This window comes from uncultured Nisaea sp. (genome assembly GCF_963974195.1).
Taxonomy (GTDB): domain Bacteria; phylum Pseudomonadota; class Alphaproteobacteria; order Thalassobaculales; family Thalassobaculaceae; genus Nisaea.
Genome location: NZ_CAXBDC010000016.1, coordinates 1 through 19,560, shown reverse-complemented (window position 1 = coordinate 19,560; position 19,560 = coordinate 1). Strand labels below are relative to the sequence as shown.

The following is a 19,560-nucleotide window of genomic DNA, read 5'->3' as shown; positions in this document are numbered from 1 at the left end:
ATCACCACAGAGTAAAAACACCTGGAAACGTGTCGCTGTAAACTCCCGCACCCGGGGAGGAATCACAGCGATACGAGGCCTTGCTCTGGCACGTGAAATGGCGAAAGCATCCGCCCCCTCCCCACCGAAAACGCCATGCAGTCAGACAAGCATCCATCCGGGTGCAGCTTTGCACGATGCGATAATCCGAATTTTCCTGCTGTATGTTGATCTGCCGGGGGAGCTTCTGGCACTTGCTTCCGCAGCCACACATATTACGCGCAATAAAAGAAATATTTTATATATTGTTTTCAACAAGCAATTGAAGACATTCGATTGACGGCATCGGAATTCTCACATTAGAAATCCGTTATCTCAATCAATCGGGGTGGGGCCACGATGACTGTTCATAATCACGATACGAGTAAGGGCGATGGGGTAGCGATCGGTTCACCCAACGTCAAAGGCCGGCTTGTTGTTTTTCCTGAAAAAGGCGACGCAACCGAATGGCATAAATACGGTGCCGACGAGACCTACACGGTTACCGCGCTGACACGTTTTCTGTTCCGCCGGGAAGTCCGCCGGGCCGACGGCACAACCGATGCCGAGGAATATGATCTTCAGCCCGGCTCGACGATCAAGCGCTCCGGTCCCTTCGAACACCGCGTCATCAGCCAGTCCGAAGAACCCGCCATGTTCCGGAAAGGTTAAGACCACGGAACCGAGCCTGCACAATCTGGCGGACCCGGATCGGGTCCGCCCTCTATTGCCATGGTCATGCCCCGTATCCAAGCTAAGATGCATCCAAGCATGGCCCTCTCCGGGGCATATTCCGTCGATGCCTGAGAGATGCCGCCCATGACCGGACCAACCTCCGATACGAGCCAGACCGCTCCCGGATTACCATTCGTCGAGCTGGCTGACCTTTTGAGTTCGCTTGTGGCCGTGGACAGCATTCCGGCACTCAGCCAGGTGCTTGATCAGCGCGTTCCGCAGATCCTGTCATGCGACCGTTCCCAGATCGCCCTGATCGACACAACGGGCAAAAGCCTGACAACGTATCCGGCCACTACATACCCGGCGGCGGAGGGTCAGGCCATTTCCCTTGAGGATCCGGACTCGCCGCTGTCCCGCTGCATCCGCATTCGTCAGTCCATATCAATCGGGGAAAAGGCGCCGGCACGATCTCCCCAACAGACAACCCTTGCCGCTCCTCTCATGACGGCCTCGGGTCCGGTCGGAGCCATCGCGGCAATCGCCGACCGTGAGAACGCCTTCTCGGATATTGACCGCGAAATTTTCCGGTCCATTGCCGCTACAACAGCGGCCGTTCTGCTGTCCTTCCTCGACCGGGACACCCATCTGGCCGCCGCTCAGGATGAATCCCGGCAGCTGCATGAAGAACTGAACGCCGCCCTGCAGGCGATCCCGCATCCGGTGATCATTTACGACAAGGATTTCAACTTCCGGGCCTGGAACGACGCCTTCGTCGAGATCCAGGGCTACACCGAAGAGCTCATGCACAAGATGGGCGGCATGTACGGCCTGTTACGCTATGAGGTTGAAGAGCTGGACTCGTTCCCCGGGCAAACGATCGAGGAAATCTGGCAACAATATCTCGATTACTACGAGTTCGAGGACTTCAATCACTCGGTCCAATACTGGCCCATGCGGCAGAAACATATCGACCGGCGCACCCGGAAAACCGAATCCGGCGGCTGGGTCTCGGTGCTGGTCGACATCACCGACTGGATGGAAGATCAGGAAAAGATCCGTCAGGCAAGAGACGAGGCCGAATCAGCTGCCCGCGCCAAATCCGCTTTTCTGGCCAACATGAGCCATGAAATCCGGACGCCGCTCAACGCAATCATCGGCTTCACCCAGCTCGTCCTTCGCGGAAATCTGACACAGAAGCAGAACGAGCATCTGACACAGGTTGAAAGCTCCAGCCATCTGCTCCTCAGAATTCTCGACGACATTCTCGATTTCTCGCGCATTGACGCCGGTATGCTGGAGCTTGAGCATCTGCTGTTTCATCGAGATGACATGCTTGGAAACGTCATCGCGCTCACCGGCAACAGCATCAGCGCGCCAGACGTCGATCTGCTCCTCTCGGTCGGGGCCGATGTCCCCGAGCAGCTCATTGGGGACCCGTACCGGCTCGCCCAGATTTTGCTCAACCTCACCAGCAACGCGGCCAAATTCACACATAAAGGCTCGATTATCCTGCGCGTTGATCTGGTGGAGCAGGATGCGGCAAGTGCAACGCTTCGCTTTGTGGTCAGCGACAGCGGTATCGGCATGGCGCCGGAGCAGTTCAAGAGCCTGTTCCAGGCTTTCAGCCAGGCCGACACCTCGACAACGCGGCGTTATGGCGGCAGCGGCCTTGGCCTGGCGATTTCCAAAGCCCTGACCACACTGATGGGGGGGGCAATCGGTGTGGAAAGCGTGAAGGACGAAGGCAGCAGCTTCCATATTACAGTGAGATTTGAAACACCGGCCGAAGTCCTGCCCGCCAGGACGCACGCTGGCCTGACTGACTTGCGTGTCCTTGCCGTCGACGCCTCCGGCAAGGCGAGGGAATGCATAGCCCGTTCCGTTGAGCGGCTCGGTGTCACCGTTACAGCGGTGGCCGACTGCAGCGCAGCGGAGGAAGCCCTGCGCCTGGCCGAACTTCCCTATGACATCCTGATGCTGGATAACGGCCTCGCCACACCGGACACGGTAACCCGCCTGCGCACGGCACTGCATGACCGTCCGGCCATCGCAGGCAGCGAGGTCAAGCGCCTGCTGATCACGACATTTGGCGGGAACGAGATTCGTGAGAAAGCGTCTGCCGCCGAGACGGATGGCATGATTCCGAAGGCTGCGACACCATCGCGGCTGCGGGATATCTTTCTGATGGCCTTTGGGCAGACAACTCCGAAGGAGTATTCCCGCCCCGAGATCAACCAAGATCACCGGGACGCGCTCTCGGGCCTGCGTGTGCTGCTGGCCGAGGATAATGCGGCGAACCAGCGCGTCGCCCGGGAACTGCTGGAACAAGTCGGCATGGATGTGACGATTGCCGAAACCGGGAAACATGCTGTCGAGAGCGTGCTGGCAGAGCCGCCGGGAACCTTCTCCGCCATCCTCATGGACCTGCAGATGCCGGAAATGGACGGCCTCAGCGCGGCCCGGATGATCCTCGGAGATCTGAAGCACAGCACCCTGCCGATCATCGCCATGACGGCCAATGCCTTCGATGACGACCGCCGGAACAGCCGCGACGCCGGAATGGTCGACCACATCGCCAAGCCGGTCGACCCGAACATACTCTACGCTGTACTGGCCAAACATACGGGGTAAGGTTGTTTTCAAAGCTTGGTAAACACCAGGCACGCGATAACAATACTATCCCCGGGAGGTCACTTCAGATGTCGAATGGGACCGATTGTGGAGAAGCCCCTTGCTTCGCTCATTTGCTGGTCGGAGGACATCCGGTCGACCCGGATACCCTGCGTGACGTCAACCGGTTCAGGCGGGCCGAACGGCAACGGCTGTACGAGGTCAGAAAATCCTTTTCGCCGGAACAGCGCGGCGCGGCCACGGAAGCAATCATCAGGGACCTGAAACAGGTCACGGGACCGCTTGAGGGACGGCGCATCGCGGTCTACTGGCCGATGCTGGGGGAGCCCGACATGCGCCCCTGGATGAAGGAAGCGCACAGCCAGGGGGCGCAAATCCTGCTGCCCGAAGTCGTGGTGAAAAAACAGCCCCTGCAATTCAGGGAATGGCAGCCGGGCGCCCGCATGGCCCGTGGCATCTGGAACATTCCGGTGCCCGCCGAAGGGGCCATCGGCATTCCCGACCTCGTCATCTCGCCGCTTGTCGGCGTCGACGATGAATGCTTCAGGCTCGGCAATGGCGGCGGCTATTACGACATGACCCTGGCCGGCCTCTCACCCCGCCCGCATATCATCGGGATCGGCCTGCCCGGATGCGCAATCCCGACGATCTTCCCGATGCCGTGGGACATTCCCATGGATATGGTCGTTCTTGGCGACGGCGTCCCGCGCGAACGGATGGCGCGGTAGCCTATCGGCGCCCCCGCCATTCGGAGGGCGAACAGCCACAGAACCGCCGGAACGCGGCCGCGAACTTCGCCGGGTTCGAATAGCCGACCTGCAAGGCGATCTCCATGACCGTTTCCGCTGTCCCGAGCAGCTCCTTCGCGCGCTCCATACGCCGGAAAGTAAGATATTCATACGGGGCATAGCCGGTCGCGGCGCGGAATGCCCGTGTCAGGCTTCGAACATCGCGATCCAGCTCTCCCGCGATATCCATGACCTTGAGATCCAGGCCGATCCGGCTGTCGATCAACTCCACCGCCCTCTGCAACTCCCGTGCGGACAAGGGCTTTACCCGCCTGCCGGAAGCAGACGGCAACGGGCGGTCAATCTCGACAAACCGGCGCAGGATCAGGTCCAGACCGTGATCCAGAAACGCGGTGGAAAGACCATGCACCTGCGCATCGCGCCAGAGCGCGGTCATCACCGAGCCAATCAACGGATCGTCACCCAGACATCCGGCTGCGGGCACCATCGCCTCCAGCCCCCCGACATCCGCCAGCGCGGCTTGGGCCCGTTCCGGACTTATATTGATACCCAGTAGCCGCGCCTTGGGAGAGAAACCCACTGCCCTCGTGCCCGGCAGTGCCAGGGCCTGGGTCCCGGAGCGGAAAGTACCACCGACCTTTCCCCAGTCGCCCGACCGCAGAAAGCGGCCGGCCTTGCCCAGACACAGGGTCAGCATCAGGTAAGGTGCGACTTCGTATTCACCCTCGAACGCGTTCAGCGTGGCGACGGTCAGCAACGTGCTCCCGTCCCTGTCCGAGAAATGTTCAGAAGGACCAAAGGCACGCTTGGCGACACGCTGCTCGAACTGATAGCTCTCATTTGTCCAGTCAGTGTGAATCATGGCGTCAAAACCCTTATTTGAGCCCGCTTTCGGATCACTTGCCCGCAGACGGAGTAGACAGAGCCTTGGTAATCCGGTGATTTCAATTCCGCAATTAGGAATGATTATCAGTACTATTATCGGAATTTGGGGGTTCTGGCGATGCTCAATGGAATGCGGGATTATCTTTCGGATGCACTGGCGGGCACGCTGGTTGTGCTGGTCTCTGCCGTACCTGCCATCGCGCAGGACACGGAGGGCAACAGCGTCCGGCTGGAAACCATCACCGTCTCCGGCGAATTGATCGAGCGCTCGCAACAGCGCACCGGGACAAGCGTCGAAATCCTCGACGCGGAGGAGCTGGAGAAGCGCCCGGCCATCACCAACATGCGCGACGTGCTGGAAAACACGGTAAACGTCACGATGCCGACCGGCGCCGCGAAAGCGCCAACCATTCGCGGTGTGGACGGCACCGGCCCGGCCGAGAACGCCAACGCCTTCTTCGCCGGCAGCCGCGCCCGCATGGGCCTGCGGATTGACGGCCGGCCCGCCAGTTACAACGAAATCGTTTTCGGAAACTCCTCCCTGTGGGACGTGGAAAAGGTCGAGATTCTGCGCGGCGCGCAAAGCACGCCGGTCGGGCGTAACGCCATCGCGGGCAATGTCGTCATCACCACGAAAAACCCGACGTTCGAGCAATCCGGCGCAGTCCAGACCTCTGTCGGGAATTACGAGGGGCGCCGCTTCTCGGGCATGGTCAACACCCCGCTCGTCGAGGATCTTCTGGCCGCCCGTTTCGCGGCAGACTGGCAGGCGGGGGAGTCCTCCGTGAATTACCAACCGTTCCCCGGCACCGACAATCCGGGGGAAATCAGGGCGCTCTCCCTGCGCGGCAAGCTGCTTGCCCGCCCCAATCTCGGGCTTGATTCAACGCTGCTTCTTACCGCATCGCACAGCAGCTACAAGGCGCCGCAGGGCGAGATCATCGTGCGCCCGTTCGAGGAGCGGAACTCCAACTTCCCGGCGCAACCGGTCCACAAGCCCTCGACAACCAGCCTCGGCGGAGAGTTCGAGGTCGACCTGGACGAGAACTGGCGTCTGGAGCTGGATGCCTCCGTTACCGATTTCAGGTTTACCCGGACAGTCACACCGGACAGCTCGAACGCGCGGATCGACACGACCGAACTCGCCATGGACCCGCGTGTCCGCTATTCCGGGGATAATGGCTTCGAAGCCCTGCTTGGCACCCACCTCTACCGGGCCCGGCAGGATGAATTCATCGAGTTCGTCTCGCACCAGAATTTCGACGACGAGACCGACACCTATGCCCTCTATGGCGAGACGATCATCCCGCTCGCGGATGCATGGGAGCTGACTGTCGGTGCCCGGTACGAGCAGGAACAGCACCGGCGCAGCGGTGGCGACGCAACGGGCACCGTTGCCAGCATCGACAGCGACCGGACCTTCAATGCCTTCCTGCCGAGGGTCGGACTGAACTGGGAAGCGGCCTATAACCAGAATTACGGCGTCCAGATTTCCAAGGGATATAACGCGGGCGGCGGCGGCATCGCTTTCGGCTCTCCCAGCCCCTTCCCCATCGTGCATTACGAATATGATTCCGAAACGGTCTGGAACTACGAGATCTATGGGCGCCAGACCCTGATGGGCGGACGGCTTGGCCTGACGCAGAACCTGTTCTATGCCCGCTATACCGACATGCAGCTGCCCTTCGACCTGACGCCGCTCGACACCCGGGACGAGTCCTTCGTCGTCCGTAACGCCGATCAGGTCGTGACCTACGGCGCGGAACTGGGCGCGACGTTCGCACTTTTCGAGAATGTCGACCTGTTCGGCAATGTCGGTCTGCTGAAAACCGAGGTCGAGGAATATCCGGGCTCGGGGATTGAGGGGAACAGCCTCTTCGGCGCTCCGAACATCACAGGATCCGCCGGCATCTCCTGGCAACAGGACGGCTGGAACGCCAGTCTGGCCGCGCGCTATTCGGACAGCTACTTCACGGACATCAACAACCGGCCGCGCGGCAAGACCGACGCCTATATCGTGACGGATGCCGAAATGGGCTACGCCTTCGGCAGCTTCCGCATATTCGGCGAGATCAGGAACATTTTCGATACGGACACCGCCGTCGCCTACTATCCGGGCACCACAGAGGCGGCGGACACCGCCGTCCTGCTCCAGCCGCGCACTTTCCGGCTCGGCATCAGTGCCCGGTTCTGAGCGCCCCGGCCTGTGAACGGCATGTCCCGCATCGCATCGGACGACTCCCTCTGGCCGCTCGGCATCTTGATGCTGGAGGGAGCCCAGTCCCTGCAACAGCACGAACAGATGCTGTCCATATGGGATGACTGGTTCGCCCGTGGCGAGCGCTTCGTCCCGCTGCGGGTCCATCTCGACGAAAGCGCCCTCGATCAGGCGCCCGGCGTTGCCCGCGTCACGAAACAATGGCTCAAGGCCGGCGCCGCCGAAAACATGCGCCGGCTCGTGTCCGCGATGGTTATTGTGGTGCCGCCGTCCCGCTTCGAGGCCATGCGCCAGCTCAGCGTCGAGACGGTTTTCGGCGTCCCGGGCGGTATATTCGCCACCGTTGACGATGCGCTTGAATGGGCAGAGGCGGCGGATCATCTCACGGCCGAGACCGTGACCGCAGCACAGAATATCGTAAACCCGTTTCACACAATCTGAGTCTGGCAGGCGCGGGAAAACCCGCCGGCGATACCCGCTTGCTACTGCTCCAGAACGTAGAAACCTGGCGCGTCGCAGAGCGGAGCATACCCCTTACCCGGCGCGCCCATAGCCGGTAGCGCGGCGCCAGCCGTCGACTGCCCGGCCAGCCAGGCCTGCCATTCGGGCCACCAGGAGCCGTCCTTGTGTGGCGTTTCTGCCATCCAGGTGTCCGGATCGATGTAGGTTTCGCCCGCTTTTTTGGTCGCAACCTGATAATTCCGGCGCGGGTGACCCGGCTCGCTGACGATCCCCGCATTGTGCCCACCACTTGTCAGCAGGAACGTCACATCCGTCGCGGGATGGAAGGTGATCTTGTGCACCGATCTCCAGGGCGCGACATGATCCTTCACCGTACCGACGGCGAATATCGGCGCCCGGATATCCGCCAGATTGATCGGCCGCTCCCCGACCGTAAACTGTCCTGAAGCGAGGTCGTTGTTCAGGAACAGGCTGCGCAGATATTCGGAATGCATCCGGTATGGCATCCGTGTCAGATCCGCGTTCCAGGCCATCAGGTCGTTCATTTCCTGACGCTCGCCCAGCATGTAGTCGTGGACCATGCGCGACCAGATCAGATCGTTCGTGCGCAACATCTGGAAGGCTCCGGCCATCTGATAGCCGTCGAGCACGCCCTGGTCCCACATCATGTTTTCCAGGTAGGCGACTTCGCTTTCCCGGATGAACAGCATCAGCTCGCCGGCCTCTGTGAAATCCACCTGCGTGGCGAAAGTGGTGATGGTTTTCAGACGGTCATCGCCGTCCCGGGCCATGGCCGCCGCCGCGATCGACAGCAGTGTCCCGCCGAGACAATAGCCGACCGCATGAATTTTTGTGTCCGGAACGATTGTTGAGACCGCGTCGAGAGCATCCATGACGCCGCGTTGACGGTAATCCTCCATACCGAGGTCGCGATCCTCCGATGTCGGGTTGCGCCAGGAGATCATGAAAACCGTATGACCCTGCTCGACCAGGTATTTTACCAGGGAATTGTGCGGTGAGAGATCGAGGATGTAGTACTTCATGATCCAGGCAGGCGTGATCAGGACCGGCTCGCGGTAGACCTGCGTCGTGGTCGACTCGTACTGGATCAGCTCGATCAGGTGATTGCGGTAGACGACCTTGCCCGGCGTCACCCCGACATCCCGTCCGACCTGGAATACATCGGCACCGGACGGCTTCTTCCCGGCAATCGCGCGCTGCCAGTCATCCGCCATATGCATGGCCCCGCGCATCAGGTTCGCCCCGCCCTGTTCCGCCGTGGCCTTCAGGGCCTCGGGATTAGTCCAGAGCATGTTCGACGGCGCATAACGGTCAAGCATCTGCCGGGCCATGAACGACACGGCATGCTCATCCTCTTTCGAAAGCCCGTCGACCTCCGTCGTGGCGTTGTGCCACCATTGCTGGGTCAGCAGGAACGACTGGGAAATCATGTTGAAGGGCCACTGACGCCAGGCCTCGCCCGAGAAGCGGCGATCCTGGGCAAGCGGTTCGATACAGGGCTGTGCCTTCGCATTTACCCCGACCATTCCGGCATGGATCGCCAGCCGAGCGGCCTTGCGGGCCGCCTTCTCCACAAGCTCCATATGCTTGCCCGGGGACAGCGCAAGATGGCTGAGCCAATTGAAAGAGGAAGTCGCAAGACCGGCGGGGGAAACGCCGAGAGTCGAGCGCGCCAGATTGGCCTTGAAGGCATGATCTATGGCCTGCGCCGTATAGTGCCCCGGTGTCGGCCGATCACATGCCACGGTAGCCGGCGCGTTGGTGGGAACCAGTGGGACGTTGGCAGAGGCGACAGGTGCTCTTGCGGGCGGGCTGGATGTCCGGAGCGTCTGTTTGCCGGCATCCACGCTCCGGCGGGATTTCCGTGTCCGTGATTTTACTGTATCGGCCTGCATGTCACTGAGCTCCATTCGAGAAACGCGCCCACCAGGAGGGGAATTGCTGCGAGTGGACCTGCCGGCAAAACCGGTTGGCGCCAGCCCGCATCTGTCATCGTGCCCGATCCAGTAACCCAACTTGTGCAGCGCAACATTGATGCAGGTCAAAAGCCAGGCCAATACACCGCTACCCGATAGTCATGCGCAGTTCTTCTATGATCAGCGTCATACCTCCGCTCAAGCCCTCCCCAGTAAACAACTCGTCACACGCATTCGTCTCAGCACCGCCGCCCAGTTCCTCAAGCCGCCCCCTAATCTGTAACCGCCATCGTCACCCTGCATGCGCGGGGGTGACGATAATAATTCAGTGGGAGGAAAATATATTCCGCAAAGTTTCCGCCCCGCCATCACAGCCGGCTCCCCGCCGGGAAGCCGGTCTCGGTCGAGGCCAAGCCGCCAGTGATACAGGGGGTACCACGGGAAAGCGCCAATCGATCTCCCGAAGCGGATCTAGGTACAACGGTCAATGTCGATGACCTTGCATGGAGTGTTGGTCTGAACATAGGGCACACAGCTTTGCTGAATGCGGGCGATAAGCTTTTGTCGCGCGTCTGCCTTCGCAGCGGTGCACCCTTGGTGAGTCAGCGGCCCGGCCGAAGAATTGCTGTAGCCCTTCTCCGTACTGGTGCAGTTGCTGCCGGAATTCTGCTGATTGATGGTCGCTGTTCCTTCGTAACACTGAACCGCGTCCGCGTTTGAAAGAGGAGCCGCAGCCAGCAGCAGCCCCAGGAAGAGAATACGTATCATTTTAGTGCGCCTTTCATGTTTGGAGAAAATTTGCATTTAGAAATACACCTATAGCACGAAAATAACATATTACTCAATTTTCTTGGATAAGGATGCGCATTCGAAATCAGCGCACTTCAATCGCACCCTCACCACCAGCCCCCCATACGGGGCTGATTTGTACTGCTCCCAATCATAGGTCCAGCACCTGATAAACCAGAATTGCGGCTATGCATCTTGTCCGCCGTCGGCGGAGGGTGCGTCCTTGATCGCATCCGCGAATTTCTGCATCAGCCGGACGAATTCATCCATCTCCCCCTCTTCCCAGGAAGCGAAGATCGCACGGCCAATTCTCTCGCGGGCAGCATCAAGCCGGTCGGTCATTGCCTTACCTTTCGGGCTAATGATTGCCTCGCGGACCCGCCTATCCGCCGGGCTGCCCCGACGCTCGATCAGCCCGGAGTCTTCAAGCTTGGCAAGCTGACGACTGACAGTCGTGTAATCCCGCCCCGCCCGGTCGGCCAGATCCACCACACCGATGGGACCGAACCGCCCGATCCCGACAAGAAGCGGGAACAGCGCGCGATCAAGCTGGATGCCCGCTTCCGTGATCAACACCTCGTCCCGCTGAGGGCGGTTCATGACACTGACGATATCAAGCAACGCGCCGTGAAGATTACGAAGCTGATTGCTTATATGTGTATTTTGCACATTTTTCATTGACGTCACACCTGCCTCTATATATGTGCATATTACACATATACATCCACCCGTAACAACAGCGGCTCGGGCGGCTTCGAGGAGAAATACGCCATGGGAACGACGCTTTCCCTGCGCAAATGGGCAACGCCCCTTACCATCGGATCATTCGTCCTGATGTCGGCAACAGGCGTCATCATGTTTTTCGACTGGGAGCCGGGTCAGACCACCATTGTCCACCAGTGGTTCTCCTGGATCTTTCTGGCCGGGACCGGCAGCCACATTCTGATCCATCTGCGTCCGTTCAAACAGCATGTGAAATCGCGATGGGGGCTGGCCTGCCTGGCAGCCATCGCCATCATCCTCACAGCCTCGTTCTTTTCCTGGGGACTGATCAGCGGCCCACGCCTGAAAGGCCCCATCGAAGAAGCACTGGTCGACGCGCCGCTCTCTGCCCTGGCGGCGGCAACCCATGCCGACCCGGCGGAGCTGATCGCCCGCCTCGCACTGCTCGGCTACGAAACAACTGAACAGGCGTCCATTCGCGAGCTTGTCACCGCATATGGCGTAGATGAGAACGAGATCCTGGGAATTATCTTTCTGGCTGGATCGAAGGAACACGGCTCGTAACCCAAGCGTATCCCGACACTCGGCGCGTCATCATGAGTTGCGCAGGGAAATTTTAAATTCCAACCAGCTCTTCGGCATCAAACCGCCTCCGGCACCCGCGCCTCTTCCAGCGCCTCCGCCTGCCGCTTCGCCAGTACATCCACATCGAAATCCGCGATCAAATCGTGGAACAACCGGTACCAGTTCACTTCCGCCTTCAGGTGCAGGAAGACCGAGCCGAGGCCGATGGCGGCGCGGTCCATCAGGACGAATTCGCGGGGCGGTTTGACCCCGCGCAGGCGGCGGAGTTCGACATGGACTTTTTCCGCCACCTCGCGGCCATACATGCCGGTATTGGTTTCCTGGATGCGGCGCGCCTTGTCCTCCATCAGCGGGGCATAGATGAAGCGGGCCCACATGTTCAGAACCCCGACGGTTTCCTTATCCAGCCCTTCGAAGCCCCAGCTTTCATAGGCATGGACCGCCAACGCCTCATCATCGGTCGAGAGCGCGTTGTAGAGGTCGATGACGCCCTTGACGAAGCTCGGCGGGAAGACGCGGATGCAGCCGAAATCGAGCAGATTGACGGAGCCGTCCGGGCGGACCGAGTAGTTGCCGAGATGCGGATCGCCATGGATCACGCCGTATTCGTAGAACGGCACGTACCAGGCCCGGAACATGTTGAGGGCGACCCGGTTACGGCTTTCCTGATCGTCATGCGCCGCGATGAAATCGAGCAGCCTGGCACCATCCAGCCAGTTCATGGTCAGCACGCGCGGCGTGGTCAGGGTATCGACGCTCTGCGGTACATGCACGCCCGGCTCGTCCTTCAGCATCAGGCCGTAGAGCGCCATGTGCCGGGCCTCGCGCTGGTAATCCAGCTCCTCGCGCAGGCGGGCGGAGAGTTCCTTGTAGATCTCGTCCGTATGGATCGCCTTGTCGTAACGGGCATAGATCGAGAAAATCAGCCGGAGCTGGCGCAGGTCGGCCTCCACGGCCGACTGCATGTCCGGATATTGCAGCTTTACCGCCAGCGGTTTGCCGTCCGCATCCGTCGCCTTGTGCACCTGTCCGAGGGATGCCGCCGCCGCCGCGTCATGCTCGAAGCTGCCGAATTTCTGCTGCCAGCCGGCGCCCAGCTCCCGGCTCATCCGGCGCTTGACGAACAGCCAGCCCATGCTCGGCGCGTCGGCCTGAAGCTGCACCAGCTCGTTGGTATATTCCTTCGGCAGCGCGTCCGGGATCGTGGCCAGAATTTGCGCCACCTTCATCAGCGGCCCCTTCAGACCGCCCAGAGCCTCGCGCAGCTCCGCCGCGTGCGCGCCCTTGTCCAGCTTCATGCCGAGATAGCGCTCGCCCGCAACCCGCGCCGCGAGGCCGCCGACAGCGCCCGTCACCCGTGCGTAGCGCTTCACGCGGCCGCCGAGGGAATTGCGTTCCTGATCTTTCATCGCCGTGAAGATAGGACGCGGCACCGGCAATGCCAGAGGTAAAACGACACGGCTCTTTCGGGATTGCCCGAAGAGAGTGCCGGCGCTAGGCTCCGCCCGCCGTCTCGCAAGGGACGGCATTGTTCTCGGGGCGGGGCGAAACTCCCCACCGGCGGTAACATGGGCCAACCTGTACGGGAAAGCTCATGAAGCCCGCGAGCGCCCGGCGACCGCCGGGGTCAGCAGATTCGGTGCAACTCCGAAGCCGACGGTCACAGTCCGGATGAAAGAGAACGGCATGGGAGCGGAGACTGCCCTCGCGGGTTCCGTCCCCTGTTTGTACTCGGCCTCGATTCCAGTCATTGATGCATGGAGTTGGAACCGAAAATGAATACCTCACCAAAAGATACCGGTAGCCCGTCCGGCGGCAGGATCGCCTTCATCCAGGCGAGCTGGCACAGCGACATGACCGACCGCGCGCGGGACGGCTTCACCGACGAGATGAAGCAGCGCGGCTTCGATACGTCGAAGATCGATTGCTTCCGCGTCCCCGGCGCCTTCGAAATCCCGCTGACCGCCATGAAGCTGATTGCCAGCGACCGCTATGCCGCGGTCATCGCCTGCGGCTTCGTCGTCGATGGCGGCATCTACCGGCACGATTTCGTCGCCTCCGCCGTGGTGGACGGATTGATGCGGGTGCAGCTCGATACCGGCGTGCCTGTCTTCTCCGTCGTGCTGACGCCGCACCACTTCCACGAGACGGAGGACCATACGGCTTTCTTCCGGGAGCATATGGTGGGCAAGGGCCGGGAGGCCGCCGGGGCCTGCCTCGACGTGCTCGCGCTGGAAGAAACACTGGCTGCCTAGCCGCCCGGCACCTCCCGGACACGGCCCTCTCACCGGCACGTGAGTGGCCGTGCCCGGCTCCCTGCCCTATGTCTGTTCCTGAGCTTGGTCCCGAGTTTGGTATCGCCGGAGGAACATCATGCTGCTGAAGCGACTGAAGGGCTGGGAATTGCCGGAACGGGCGGTCACGTCCGAATCCGTCTTTCACAACAGGCGCGCCCTGCTGAAAGGCCTCGCGGCCGGACCGATGATCCTGTCAGCGGCCGCATTGGCCGGATGCAGCGACGAGGCGAGCGCCGAAGCGGATGCGGCGAAACAGCTCGCCGCCGTGCCGCCAGATCCCTCCTCCCATCTCTACCCGGTGAAGCGGAACCCGGCCTATGCCGACGGCGGGCCAAACCGGCCGATCACCGATCCGGATTACGCCACCAGCTACAACAATTTCTACGAGTTCGGCAGCCACAAGGATATCAACCGCGCCGCCCAGGCCCTGAAGATCCGGCCCTGGACCGTGACCCTCGACGGTGACGTGGCCAAGCCGAAGACCATCGATATCGACGACCTGCTGGACCAGATGCCGCTCGAGGAGCGGGTCTACCGGCACCGCTGCGTCGAGGCCTGGTCCATGGTCGTGCCGTGGAGCGGCTTCCCGCTGTCCGCGCTGGTGAAACTGGCGGAACCACTGTCCTCGGCGAAATATATCCGCATGGAAACCTTCATGGACCCGGAGACAGCCAAGGGCCAGAAGCAGCATTGGTATCCGTGGCCCTATATCGAGGGGCTGACCATCGAGGAGGCGATGAACGACCTCGCCTTCATCGCCACCGGCATTTACGGCAAGCCCATGCCGCGTCAGAACGGCGCCCCGCTGCGGCTGGCCGTGCCGTGGAAATACGGTTTCAAATCGACCAAATCCATCGTCCGCTTCACCTTCACGTCCGAGCGCCCGGTGTCTTTCTGGGAAGAGCTGCAGGACAGCGAATACGGCTTCTGGGCGAATGTGAACCCCGAGGTTCCGCATGCCCGCTGGAGCCAGGCCTCCGAACGCCCGCTCGGCGGCGGAAACGACCGGATTCCGACCCTGCTCTATAACGGTTATGCCGAGCAGGTGGCGGGTCTCTACAAGGGCATGGAGGGCGAGCGGCTCTTCACCTGAGGCCCTGAACAGACGGCCGGTCTCGGTGGCGGACATAACCGGCTCGCCATGTCCGGACACTCATCTGGACTTTATCTGAAATTAGTGTGGGTATAGGCCCGCGGGGAAACGGCAAATTAACGTTTTCCCGCGTATCTTCGTGCGCCTTGCACTCTCACAGTCTCCGAACAGATGACCGCTTCCGATAAAGACATGGCTCTGGCCAAGCTCCGCGCTCACCTCCCGAATGCGGATGAAAGGCTATTCGCCTTCTTCGCCGCCTGGGTCGATGCTCGCGGAGACGCGCTTGTACCGGCTCGAAAAGCCTTTTCACCGGTCACCATTCCGGAGCTTTTGAGCTTTATCTGGATCTACAAATTTGACCCGGAGCAGGATGATTTCATATGTCAGCTCGCCGGTGAGACTGTGAATGACGCATGGGGAAAGAGCATTCGCGGCCGGCGCTTGCGAGAGATTGTCGGAGAGAAGGATTTTCCGACGGTCAGAACACGCTGGGCCACCATCGTGGGACGCCCGGCCGCTCTCTATGGCACGGTAGAAGAAAAACTGGCGTTCCAGGCAACCTGGCAGGCCGAGCGTTTGCTTCTGCCCATGTCGTCCGAGGACGGGACGATCGATGTCATTATCGGCCTCAGCCTCTATACCCTTCAGCGCAGAGCCACCGACGAAAAGCTGGGCGTATCCGGACGGACGATGCATTTTCCCTGCACCGATTTCAGGCCCTGTAGCGTTTCCTGTTAGGCCGGACTCAGCTGTTTGCGGACCCGCCTGTACATCACCAGATCCGTATCCGCGATATGCACCAGCGGCAGGGTCCGGGAAAGCTCATTCAGGAACGCGAACACACCCGGCACCCCAGGCTTGTAGTCATGCCACAGGATGACCCCTTCATCCGCCAGCATGTTCAGCGCCTTGCGGGTATCGTTCTCCACATAGGAGCGGGTATGCGCGCCATCCACGAAGACCAGATCCACGGAGCCGCGCAAGGGGGCCTCATTGTATGATTTGCTGTCGGAAAAAATCTGCCTGATATGCCGTTCCGAGGAGCGGCCGTTATAATAGAATGTCTCGAATGAGGATTCTGACAGCGCGATATCCCTGTGCTCCCTGTCATCTCCAAACCCGAACTCCGTCGCCGCCAGATCGTCCGGATGCAGTGTCAGGGTGAAGATTTCCGAATCCGGCGCTGCGTTCAACGCCAGGACGTGCGTGGTCTTGCCGGAGCAGGTGCCAAACTCAAAGACCCGCTTCACGCCCTTCGCCAAAGCCGCCATGACCCAGGATTCCCGGTCGGAGAGAGACGAGACCACACCTTCTCCGCCAATAAACCTGACTTCCGAATCCGGGCTCGGTCCATAGCCGCTCATCGCGAAGCAGGGAGCGATTTCCTCCAGCTTCGCCTTACGCACCGGATAATCCGAAAAGGCGAAGGCCCGCTTTTTCTGCCGCCGGAGCTTCAGCATCCGCCGGGTGACAAAAAACAGGGCGGCAAGCGACAGCAGATTGGTCACGAGAAGAAGGATTGTCAGCCAAGCGGGCCAGGCGAGCATGGATACCATTCCAGTGCGGGAGCAATTTCCGGATCGCCCCGAGACATGACGATGCGTCGAATAGCTGTCAAGAATCCGCTTTTCGGTGTTTTGGAAACGGCAGGAACGGGGGCAGACCCATGACAAATACGGCATCCGAACAGCGGGGGCACTGCCTCTGCGGCGCCACGGGTTTCAGTTTTACGGGCCCGGTGAACTGGGCCGGGCATTGCCATTGCGAAAGCTGCCGGCGACAGACAGGCTCCGCCTACACCACCTATATCGGCGTTCCCCGTGACGCGGTGCGTTTCACCGGCAAACCTCCCGCGATCTTCACATCCTCTCCCGGTGTGGAGCGCCTGTTCTGCGGGCAATGCGGAACCCCGATAGCCTTCCGTTCAAATCGGTTTCCGGATGAAATCCATCTGTTCGCGGCCACGCTGGAGGAGCCGGATTCGGTCTCTCCGGAATTCCATGTGTTCTGGCGCGAACGTCTCTCCTGGACAGTCTGCGATGACGAACTGCCTAAACATGCAGGATCTTCTTATGAATAACCCTCGCACGGCTTGTTCCGCTCCGACCGGTTGCTTATGTTCGGAGAAACCTTCAGAGACCGGCTGCGACGCCCCCAGATAGCAGGACTGCCCGCCCCCATGACCGAACACCGCGAGAAAATTGTCATCATCGGATCCGGCGCCGCCGGACTGACCGCCGCCATCTACACGGCCCGCGCCAACCTGAAACCGGTCGTGCTTGCGGGCTTGCAGCCGGGCGGACAGATGACGATCACCTCCGAGGTGGAAAACTATCCGGGCTTTGCGGACGTCATCCAGGGTCCCTGGCTGATGGAGCAGATGCAGAAGCAGGCCGAACATGTCGGCGCGCGGATCGTCTACGATCTCGTCACCTCGGTCGATTTCTCCAAACGGCCCTACACATTGTCCATGGATAGCGGCGACACGTTCGTTGCCGATGCGGTGATCATCGCCACCGGCGCACAGGCACGCTGGCTCGGTCTGGAGAGCGAGCAGACCTACAGCGGAAAAGGCGTCTCGGCCTGCGCAACCTGCGACGGGTTCTTCTTCCGCAATCAAGACGTCATCGTGGTCGGTGGCGGCAACACCGCTGTCGAGGAGGCCCTTTATCTCGCCAATATCGCCTCCAAGGTCACACTGGTGCATCGACGCGATACGCTGCGCGCCGAGAAGATCATGCAGGAGCGGCTGTTCCGGCATGAGAAGATCGACATGGTCTGGGACAGTGTTGTCGAAGAAGTGCTCGGCGGCGACGGTCCGATGGCCGGTGTCGAAGGCGCACGCATCAAGAACATCAAGACCGGTGAAGTCTCAGAGATTGCCGCGACCGGATTCTTTGTCGCCATCGGACACGATCCGGCGACGAAACCCTTCGTCGAAGCGCTGGAAGCGGATGCGGAAGGTTATCTGATCACCGAAACAGGCAGCCCTCGCACGTCCATTCCCGGCATATACGCGGCCGGCGATTGTGTCGACAAGGTCTACCGGCAGGCCGTGACCGCTGCCGGAATGGGCTGCATGGCCGCGCTGGAAGCAGAAAAATACCTGGCAGCCCTTGAGGACTCCGCGGCCGAAGCCGCGGAATAATTCCGCCGCTCCCGGTAACGATCCGATAACCCTTTTGCCTTAAAGTGCTTTTTACATCGTGTTCCTCTGGCCCATGGGACTCCTCTGGCTTAGACTGATGCACGGAACATTGAGCTAAAAGGCAGATCGGTTCATCATGGCCATGGACTGGGATAAACTTCGGGTATTTCATGCCGTTGCCGAAGCGGGGAGCTTCACGCACGCTGGCGAGACGCTTAACCTCAGCCAGTCCGCTGTCAGCCGGCAAATCAGCCAATTGGAAGATTCCCTCAAGGTTGCGCTGTTTCACCGGCACGCGCGCGGCCTGATCCTGACCGAGCAGGGCGAGACCCTGTACCGGACGGCGCGGGACGTCTTCGCCAAACTCGCGGCAGCGGAAGCGAGCCTGTCCGAAGGCAAGGAATTGCCGCGCGGCCCGCTGAAGATCACCACCCCCGTCGCTTTCGGCTCAACCTGGCTCGCCTCGCGCATCGGCAAGTTTCTCGAGCTCTATCCGGAAATCACGGTCAATCTGATCATCGATGACGGCGAGCTGGATCTCGGCATGCGGCAGGCGGACGTCGCCATCCGGCTGACACCGCCGCGCCAGCCGGATCTGATCCAGCGTCACCTGAAGAACATCAAGCTGCATCTCTACGCCGCCCCGTCCTATCTGAAACATGCGGGCATGCCGCAAAGCGCTGAAGAGCTGCAGGACCACCGCCTGGTGCTTTACGGGGATACGCCGCACCCGCCCTTCCCCAACGTGAACTGGCTGCGCGATGTCGCGACCGGCGGTAACCGGCGCACGCATATGAACACTTTCTCGGTGAATAATTATTACGCGATCCTGCGCGCGGTGCAGGGTGGTGTCGGCATTGCCGCCATACCGGATTATCTGGCCCAGGAAGACAGCAGCCTGGTGCGCATCATGCCGGATATCGAAGGCCCGCAGGTTCCGGCCTATTTCGTCTACCCGGAAGAGCTCAGGCATTCGAAAAGAATTACCGTATTACGCGATTTTCTTATTCAGGAAGTCGCCCTGACGCAATTCTGAGTCTGACGGGAAAAAGGCCAATTTCGCTACCCGCATAACGAATTTAAAGTCGAATGGATTTTCGGGCTTTGATTCGTTTTTATTTCCGTTTCACTAATTTGACATCTTAAGGGCAAAGGCCATGCAATTTTTGCATATCGGAACTGAACAAAAATGCATGGTCGTTAACGTCTTATAGACATATCTAACTCATTATCACGGTGCTGCTTTGCAGCATCTGTCCTTCAGGCCCCCGCCTGAAGTAGAGGGCCCTTCGGGGTCCTACGTCTCCCAGACGTGAAGCCTCCCTGTTCAACTTGCCGGGAACC

The 19,560-nt window shown here is 60.5% G+C and carries 19 protein-coding genes and 1 riboswitch; of the genes, 13 read left to right on the top strand and 6 right to left on the bottom strand.

Going from position 1 to position 19,560, the window contains the following annotated elements:
- The first annotated feature begins 97 nt into the window (after positions 1 to 97).
- The 4 genes from AAC126_RS05635 (at position 98) to AAC126_RS05620 (ending at position 4,055) form a co-directional block, all read left to right on the top strand.
- Positions 98 to 319 carry a hypothetical protein gene (locus tag AAC126_RS05635; protein WP_339850877.1) on the top strand — a complete coding sequence of 74 codons (222 nt, stop codon included), beginning with the start codon at positions 98 to 100 and terminating at the stop codon, positions 317 to 319.
- Positions 320 to 378: 59 nt separating this feature from the next.
- A complete protein-coding gene (locus AAC126_RS05630) occupies positions 379 to 690 on the top strand; it encodes a hypothetical protein (RefSeq protein WP_339850875.1) in 312 nt (103 codons plus the stop codon).
- A 147-nt stretch (positions 691 to 837) separates the two neighbouring features.
- The gene (locus AAC126_RS05625; RefSeq protein ID WP_339850872.1) at positions 838 to 3,327 is read left to right on the top strand and encodes a response regulator; all 2,490 of its coding nucleotides are present in this window, start codon (positions 838 to 840) and stop codon (positions 3,325 to 3,327) included.
- Between the two features lie 68 nt (positions 3,328 to 3,395).
- On the top strand, positions 3,396 to 4,055 hold the full coding sequence (locus AAC126_RS05620; RefSeq protein ID WP_339850870.1) for a 5-formyltetrahydrofolate cyclo-ligase: 660 nt from the start codon (positions 3,396 to 3,398) through the stop codon (positions 4,053 to 4,055).
- A gap of 1 nt (position 4,056) precedes the next feature.
- On the opposite strand, the gene AAC126_RS05615 is transcribed toward AAC126_RS05620, so the two are convergent.
- A complete protein-coding gene (locus AAC126_RS05615; protein ID WP_339850867.1) occupies positions 4,057 to 4,938 on the bottom strand; it encodes an AraC family transcriptional regulator in 882 nt (293 codons plus the stop codon).
- A gap of 141 nt (positions 4,939 to 5,079) precedes the next feature.
- On the opposite strand from AAC126_RS05615, the gene AAC126_RS05610 reads away from it, so the two are divergent.
- Positions 5,080 to 7,155: a TonB-dependent receptor gene (locus tag AAC126_RS05610; RefSeq protein ID WP_339850865.1), complete on the top strand. Its 2,076-nt coding sequence runs from the start codon at positions 5,080 to 5,082 to the stop codon at positions 7,153 to 7,155.
- Between the two features lie 21 nt (positions 7,156 to 7,176).
- A complete protein-coding gene (locus AAC126_RS05605; RefSeq protein ID WP_339850863.1) occupies positions 7,177 to 7,620 on the top strand; it encodes a hypothetical protein in 444 nt (147 codons plus the stop codon).
- 41 nt (positions 7,621 to 7,661) lie between these two features.
- On the opposite strand, the gene AAC126_RS05600 is transcribed toward AAC126_RS05605, so the two are convergent.
- From AAC126_RS05600 to AAC126_RS05590, 3 genes are all read right to left on the bottom strand, one after another.
- The gene (locus AAC126_RS05600) at positions 7,662 to 9,407 is read right to left on the bottom strand and encodes an alpha/beta fold hydrolase (protein WP_339850860.1); all 1,746 of its coding nucleotides are present in this window, start codon (positions 9,405 to 9,407) and stop codon (positions 7,662 to 7,664) included.
- A gap of 642 nt (positions 9,408 to 10,049) precedes the next feature.
- A complete protein-coding gene (locus AAC126_RS05595; protein WP_339850857.1) occupies positions 10,050 to 10,346 on the bottom strand; it encodes a hypothetical protein in 297 nt (98 codons plus the stop codon).
- A 207-nt stretch (positions 10,347 to 10,553) separates the two neighbouring features.
- Positions 10,554 to 10,967: a MarR family winged helix-turn-helix transcriptional regulator gene (locus tag AAC126_RS05590; RefSeq protein ID WP_339850853.1), complete on the bottom strand. Its 414-nt coding sequence runs from the start codon at positions 10,965 to 10,967 to the stop codon at positions 10,554 to 10,556.
- 171 nt (positions 10,968 to 11,138) lie between these two features.
- Between AAC126_RS05590 and AAC126_RS05585 the strand changes: the two genes are divergently transcribed.
- Positions 11,139 to 11,654 carry a DUF4405 domain-containing protein gene (locus AAC126_RS05585; protein ID WP_339850850.1) on the top strand — a complete coding sequence of 172 codons (516 nt, stop codon included), beginning with the start codon at positions 11,139 to 11,141 and terminating at the stop codon, positions 11,652 to 11,654.
- Between the two features lie 77 nt (positions 11,655 to 11,731).
- Here AAC126_RS05585 and AAC126_RS05580 read toward each other — a convergent pair whose 3' ends face one another.
- Positions 11,732 to 13,084, bottom strand: coding sequence for an AarF/ABC1/UbiB kinase family protein (locus AAC126_RS05580; RefSeq protein WP_339850942.1), 1,353 nt, complete (start codon positions 13,082 to 13,084; stop codon positions 11,732 to 11,734).
- A 117-nt stretch (positions 13,085 to 13,201) separates the two neighbouring features.
- Positions 13,202 to 13,362: riboswitch (FMN riboswitch) on the top strand.
- 88 nt (positions 13,363 to 13,450) lie between these two features.
- Between AAC126_RS05580 and AAC126_RS05575 the strand changes: the two genes are divergently transcribed.
- From AAC126_RS05575 to AAC126_RS05565, 3 genes are all read left to right on the top strand, one after another.
- Positions 13,451 to 13,930: a 6,7-dimethyl-8-ribityllumazine synthase gene (locus tag AAC126_RS05575; RefSeq protein ID WP_339850847.1), complete on the top strand. Its 480-nt coding sequence runs from the start codon at positions 13,451 to 13,453 to the stop codon at positions 13,928 to 13,930.
- A gap of 118 nt (positions 13,931 to 14,048) precedes the next feature.
- Positions 14,049 to 15,065, top strand: coding sequence for a protein-methionine-sulfoxide reductase catalytic subunit MsrP (msrP, locus tag AAC126_RS05570; RefSeq protein WP_339850845.1), 1,017 nt, complete (start codon positions 14,049 to 14,051; stop codon positions 15,063 to 15,065).
- Between the two features lie 171 nt (positions 15,066 to 15,236).
- Positions 15,237 to 15,806, top strand: coding sequence for a PAS domain-containing protein (locus AAC126_RS05565; protein ID WP_339850843.1), 570 nt, complete (start codon positions 15,237 to 15,239; stop codon positions 15,804 to 15,806).
- Here the strand turns inward: AAC126_RS05565 and AAC126_RS05560 are convergent.
- Entirely contained in the window at positions 15,803 to 16,615 is an 813-nt protein-coding gene (locus AAC126_RS05560) for a class I SAM-dependent methyltransferase (RefSeq protein ID WP_339850840.1), read from the bottom strand. The two genes, AAC126_RS05565 and AAC126_RS05560, sit on opposite strands and share 4 nt — an antisense overlap.
- Positions 16,616 to 16,734: 119 nt before the next feature.
- On the opposite strand from AAC126_RS05560, the gene AAC126_RS05555 reads away from it, so the two are divergent.
- From AAC126_RS05555 to AAC126_RS05545, 3 genes are all read left to right on the top strand, one after another.
- Positions 16,735 to 17,148 carry a GFA family protein gene (locus AAC126_RS05555; RefSeq protein WP_339850837.1) on the top strand — a complete coding sequence of 138 codons (414 nt, stop codon included), beginning with the start codon at positions 16,735 to 16,737 and terminating at the stop codon, positions 17,146 to 17,148.
- Between the two features lie 99 nt (positions 17,149 to 17,247).
- Positions 17,248 to 18,216, top strand: a complete 969-nt coding sequence (gene trxB / locus AAC126_RS05550; RefSeq protein WP_339850835.1) for a thioredoxin-disulfide reductase — start codon at positions 17,248 to 17,250, stop codon at positions 18,214 to 18,216.
- Positions 18,217 to 18,358: 142 nt separating this feature from the next.
- Positions 18,359 to 19,252, top strand: coding sequence for a LysR family transcriptional regulator (locus AAC126_RS05545; protein WP_339850833.1), 894 nt, complete (start codon positions 18,359 to 18,361; stop codon positions 19,250 to 19,252).
- Positions 19,253 to 19,560 lie beyond the last annotated feature (308 nt).

Coding starts and splice junctions, on each gene's coding strand:
- AAC126_RS05545 (WP_339850833.1), top strand. CDS start 18,359: ATGGACTGGGATAAACTTCGGGTATTTCATGCCGTTGCCGAAGCGGGG.
- AAC126_RS05585 (WP_339850850.1), top strand. CDS start 11,139: ATGGGAACGACGCTTTCCCTGCGCAAATGGGCAACGCCCCTTACCATC.
- AAC126_RS05605 (WP_339850863.1), top strand. CDS start 7,177: ATGTCCCGCATCGCATCGGACGACTCCCTCTGGCCGCTCGGCATCTTG.
- AAC126_RS05625 (WP_339850872.1), top strand. CDS start 838: ATGACCGGACCAACCTCCGATACGAGCCAGACCGCTCCCGGATTACCA.
- AAC126_RS05595 (WP_339850857.1), bottom strand. CDS start 10,346: ATGATACGTATTCTCTTCCTGGGGCTGCTGCTGGCTGCGGCTCCTCTT.
- AAC126_RS05565 (WP_339850843.1), top strand. CDS start 15,237: ATGACCGCTTCCGATAAAGACATGGCTCTGGCCAAGCTCCGCGCTCAC.
- AAC126_RS05620 (WP_339850870.1), top strand. CDS start 3,396: ATGTCGAATGGGACCGATTGTGGAGAAGCCCCTTGCTTCGCTCATTTG.
- AAC126_RS05630 (WP_339850875.1), top strand. CDS start 379: ATGACTGTTCATAATCACGATACGAGTAAGGGCGATGGGGTAGCGATC.
- AAC126_RS05635 (WP_339850877.1), top strand. CDS start 98: ATGGCGAAAGCATCCGCCCCCTCCCCACCGAAAACGCCATGCAGTCAG.
- msrP (WP_339850845.1), top strand. CDS start 14,049: ATGCTGCTGAAGCGACTGAAGGGCTGGGAATTGCCGGAACGGGCGGTC.
- AAC126_RS05555 (WP_339850837.1), top strand. CDS start 16,735: ATGACAAATACGGCATCCGAACAGCGGGGGCACTGCCTCTGCGGCGCC.
- AAC126_RS05610 (WP_339850865.1), top strand. CDS start 5,080: ATGCTCAATGGAATGCGGGATTATCTTTCGGATGCACTGGCGGGCACG.
- AAC126_RS05575 (WP_339850847.1), top strand. CDS start 13,451: ATGAATACCTCACCAAAAGATACCGGTAGCCCGTCCGGCGGCAGGATC.
- AAC126_RS05580 (WP_339850942.1), bottom strand. CDS start 13,084: ATGAAAGATCAGGAACGCAATTCCCTCGGCGGCCGCGTGAAGCGCTAC.
- AAC126_RS05615 (WP_339850867.1), bottom strand. CDS start 4,938: ATGATTCACACTGACTGGACAAATGAGAGCTATCAGTTCGAGCAGCGT.
- AAC126_RS05590 (WP_339850853.1), bottom strand. CDS start 10,967: ATGAACCGCCCTCAGCGGGACGAGGTGTTGATCACGGAAGCGGGCATC.
- trxB (WP_339850835.1), top strand. CDS start 17,248: ATGACCGAACACCGCGAGAAAATTGTCATCATCGGATCCGGCGCCGCC.
- AAC126_RS05560 (WP_339850840.1), bottom strand. CDS start 16,615: ATGCTCGCCTGGCCCGCTTGGCTGACAATCCTTCTTCTCGTGACCAAT.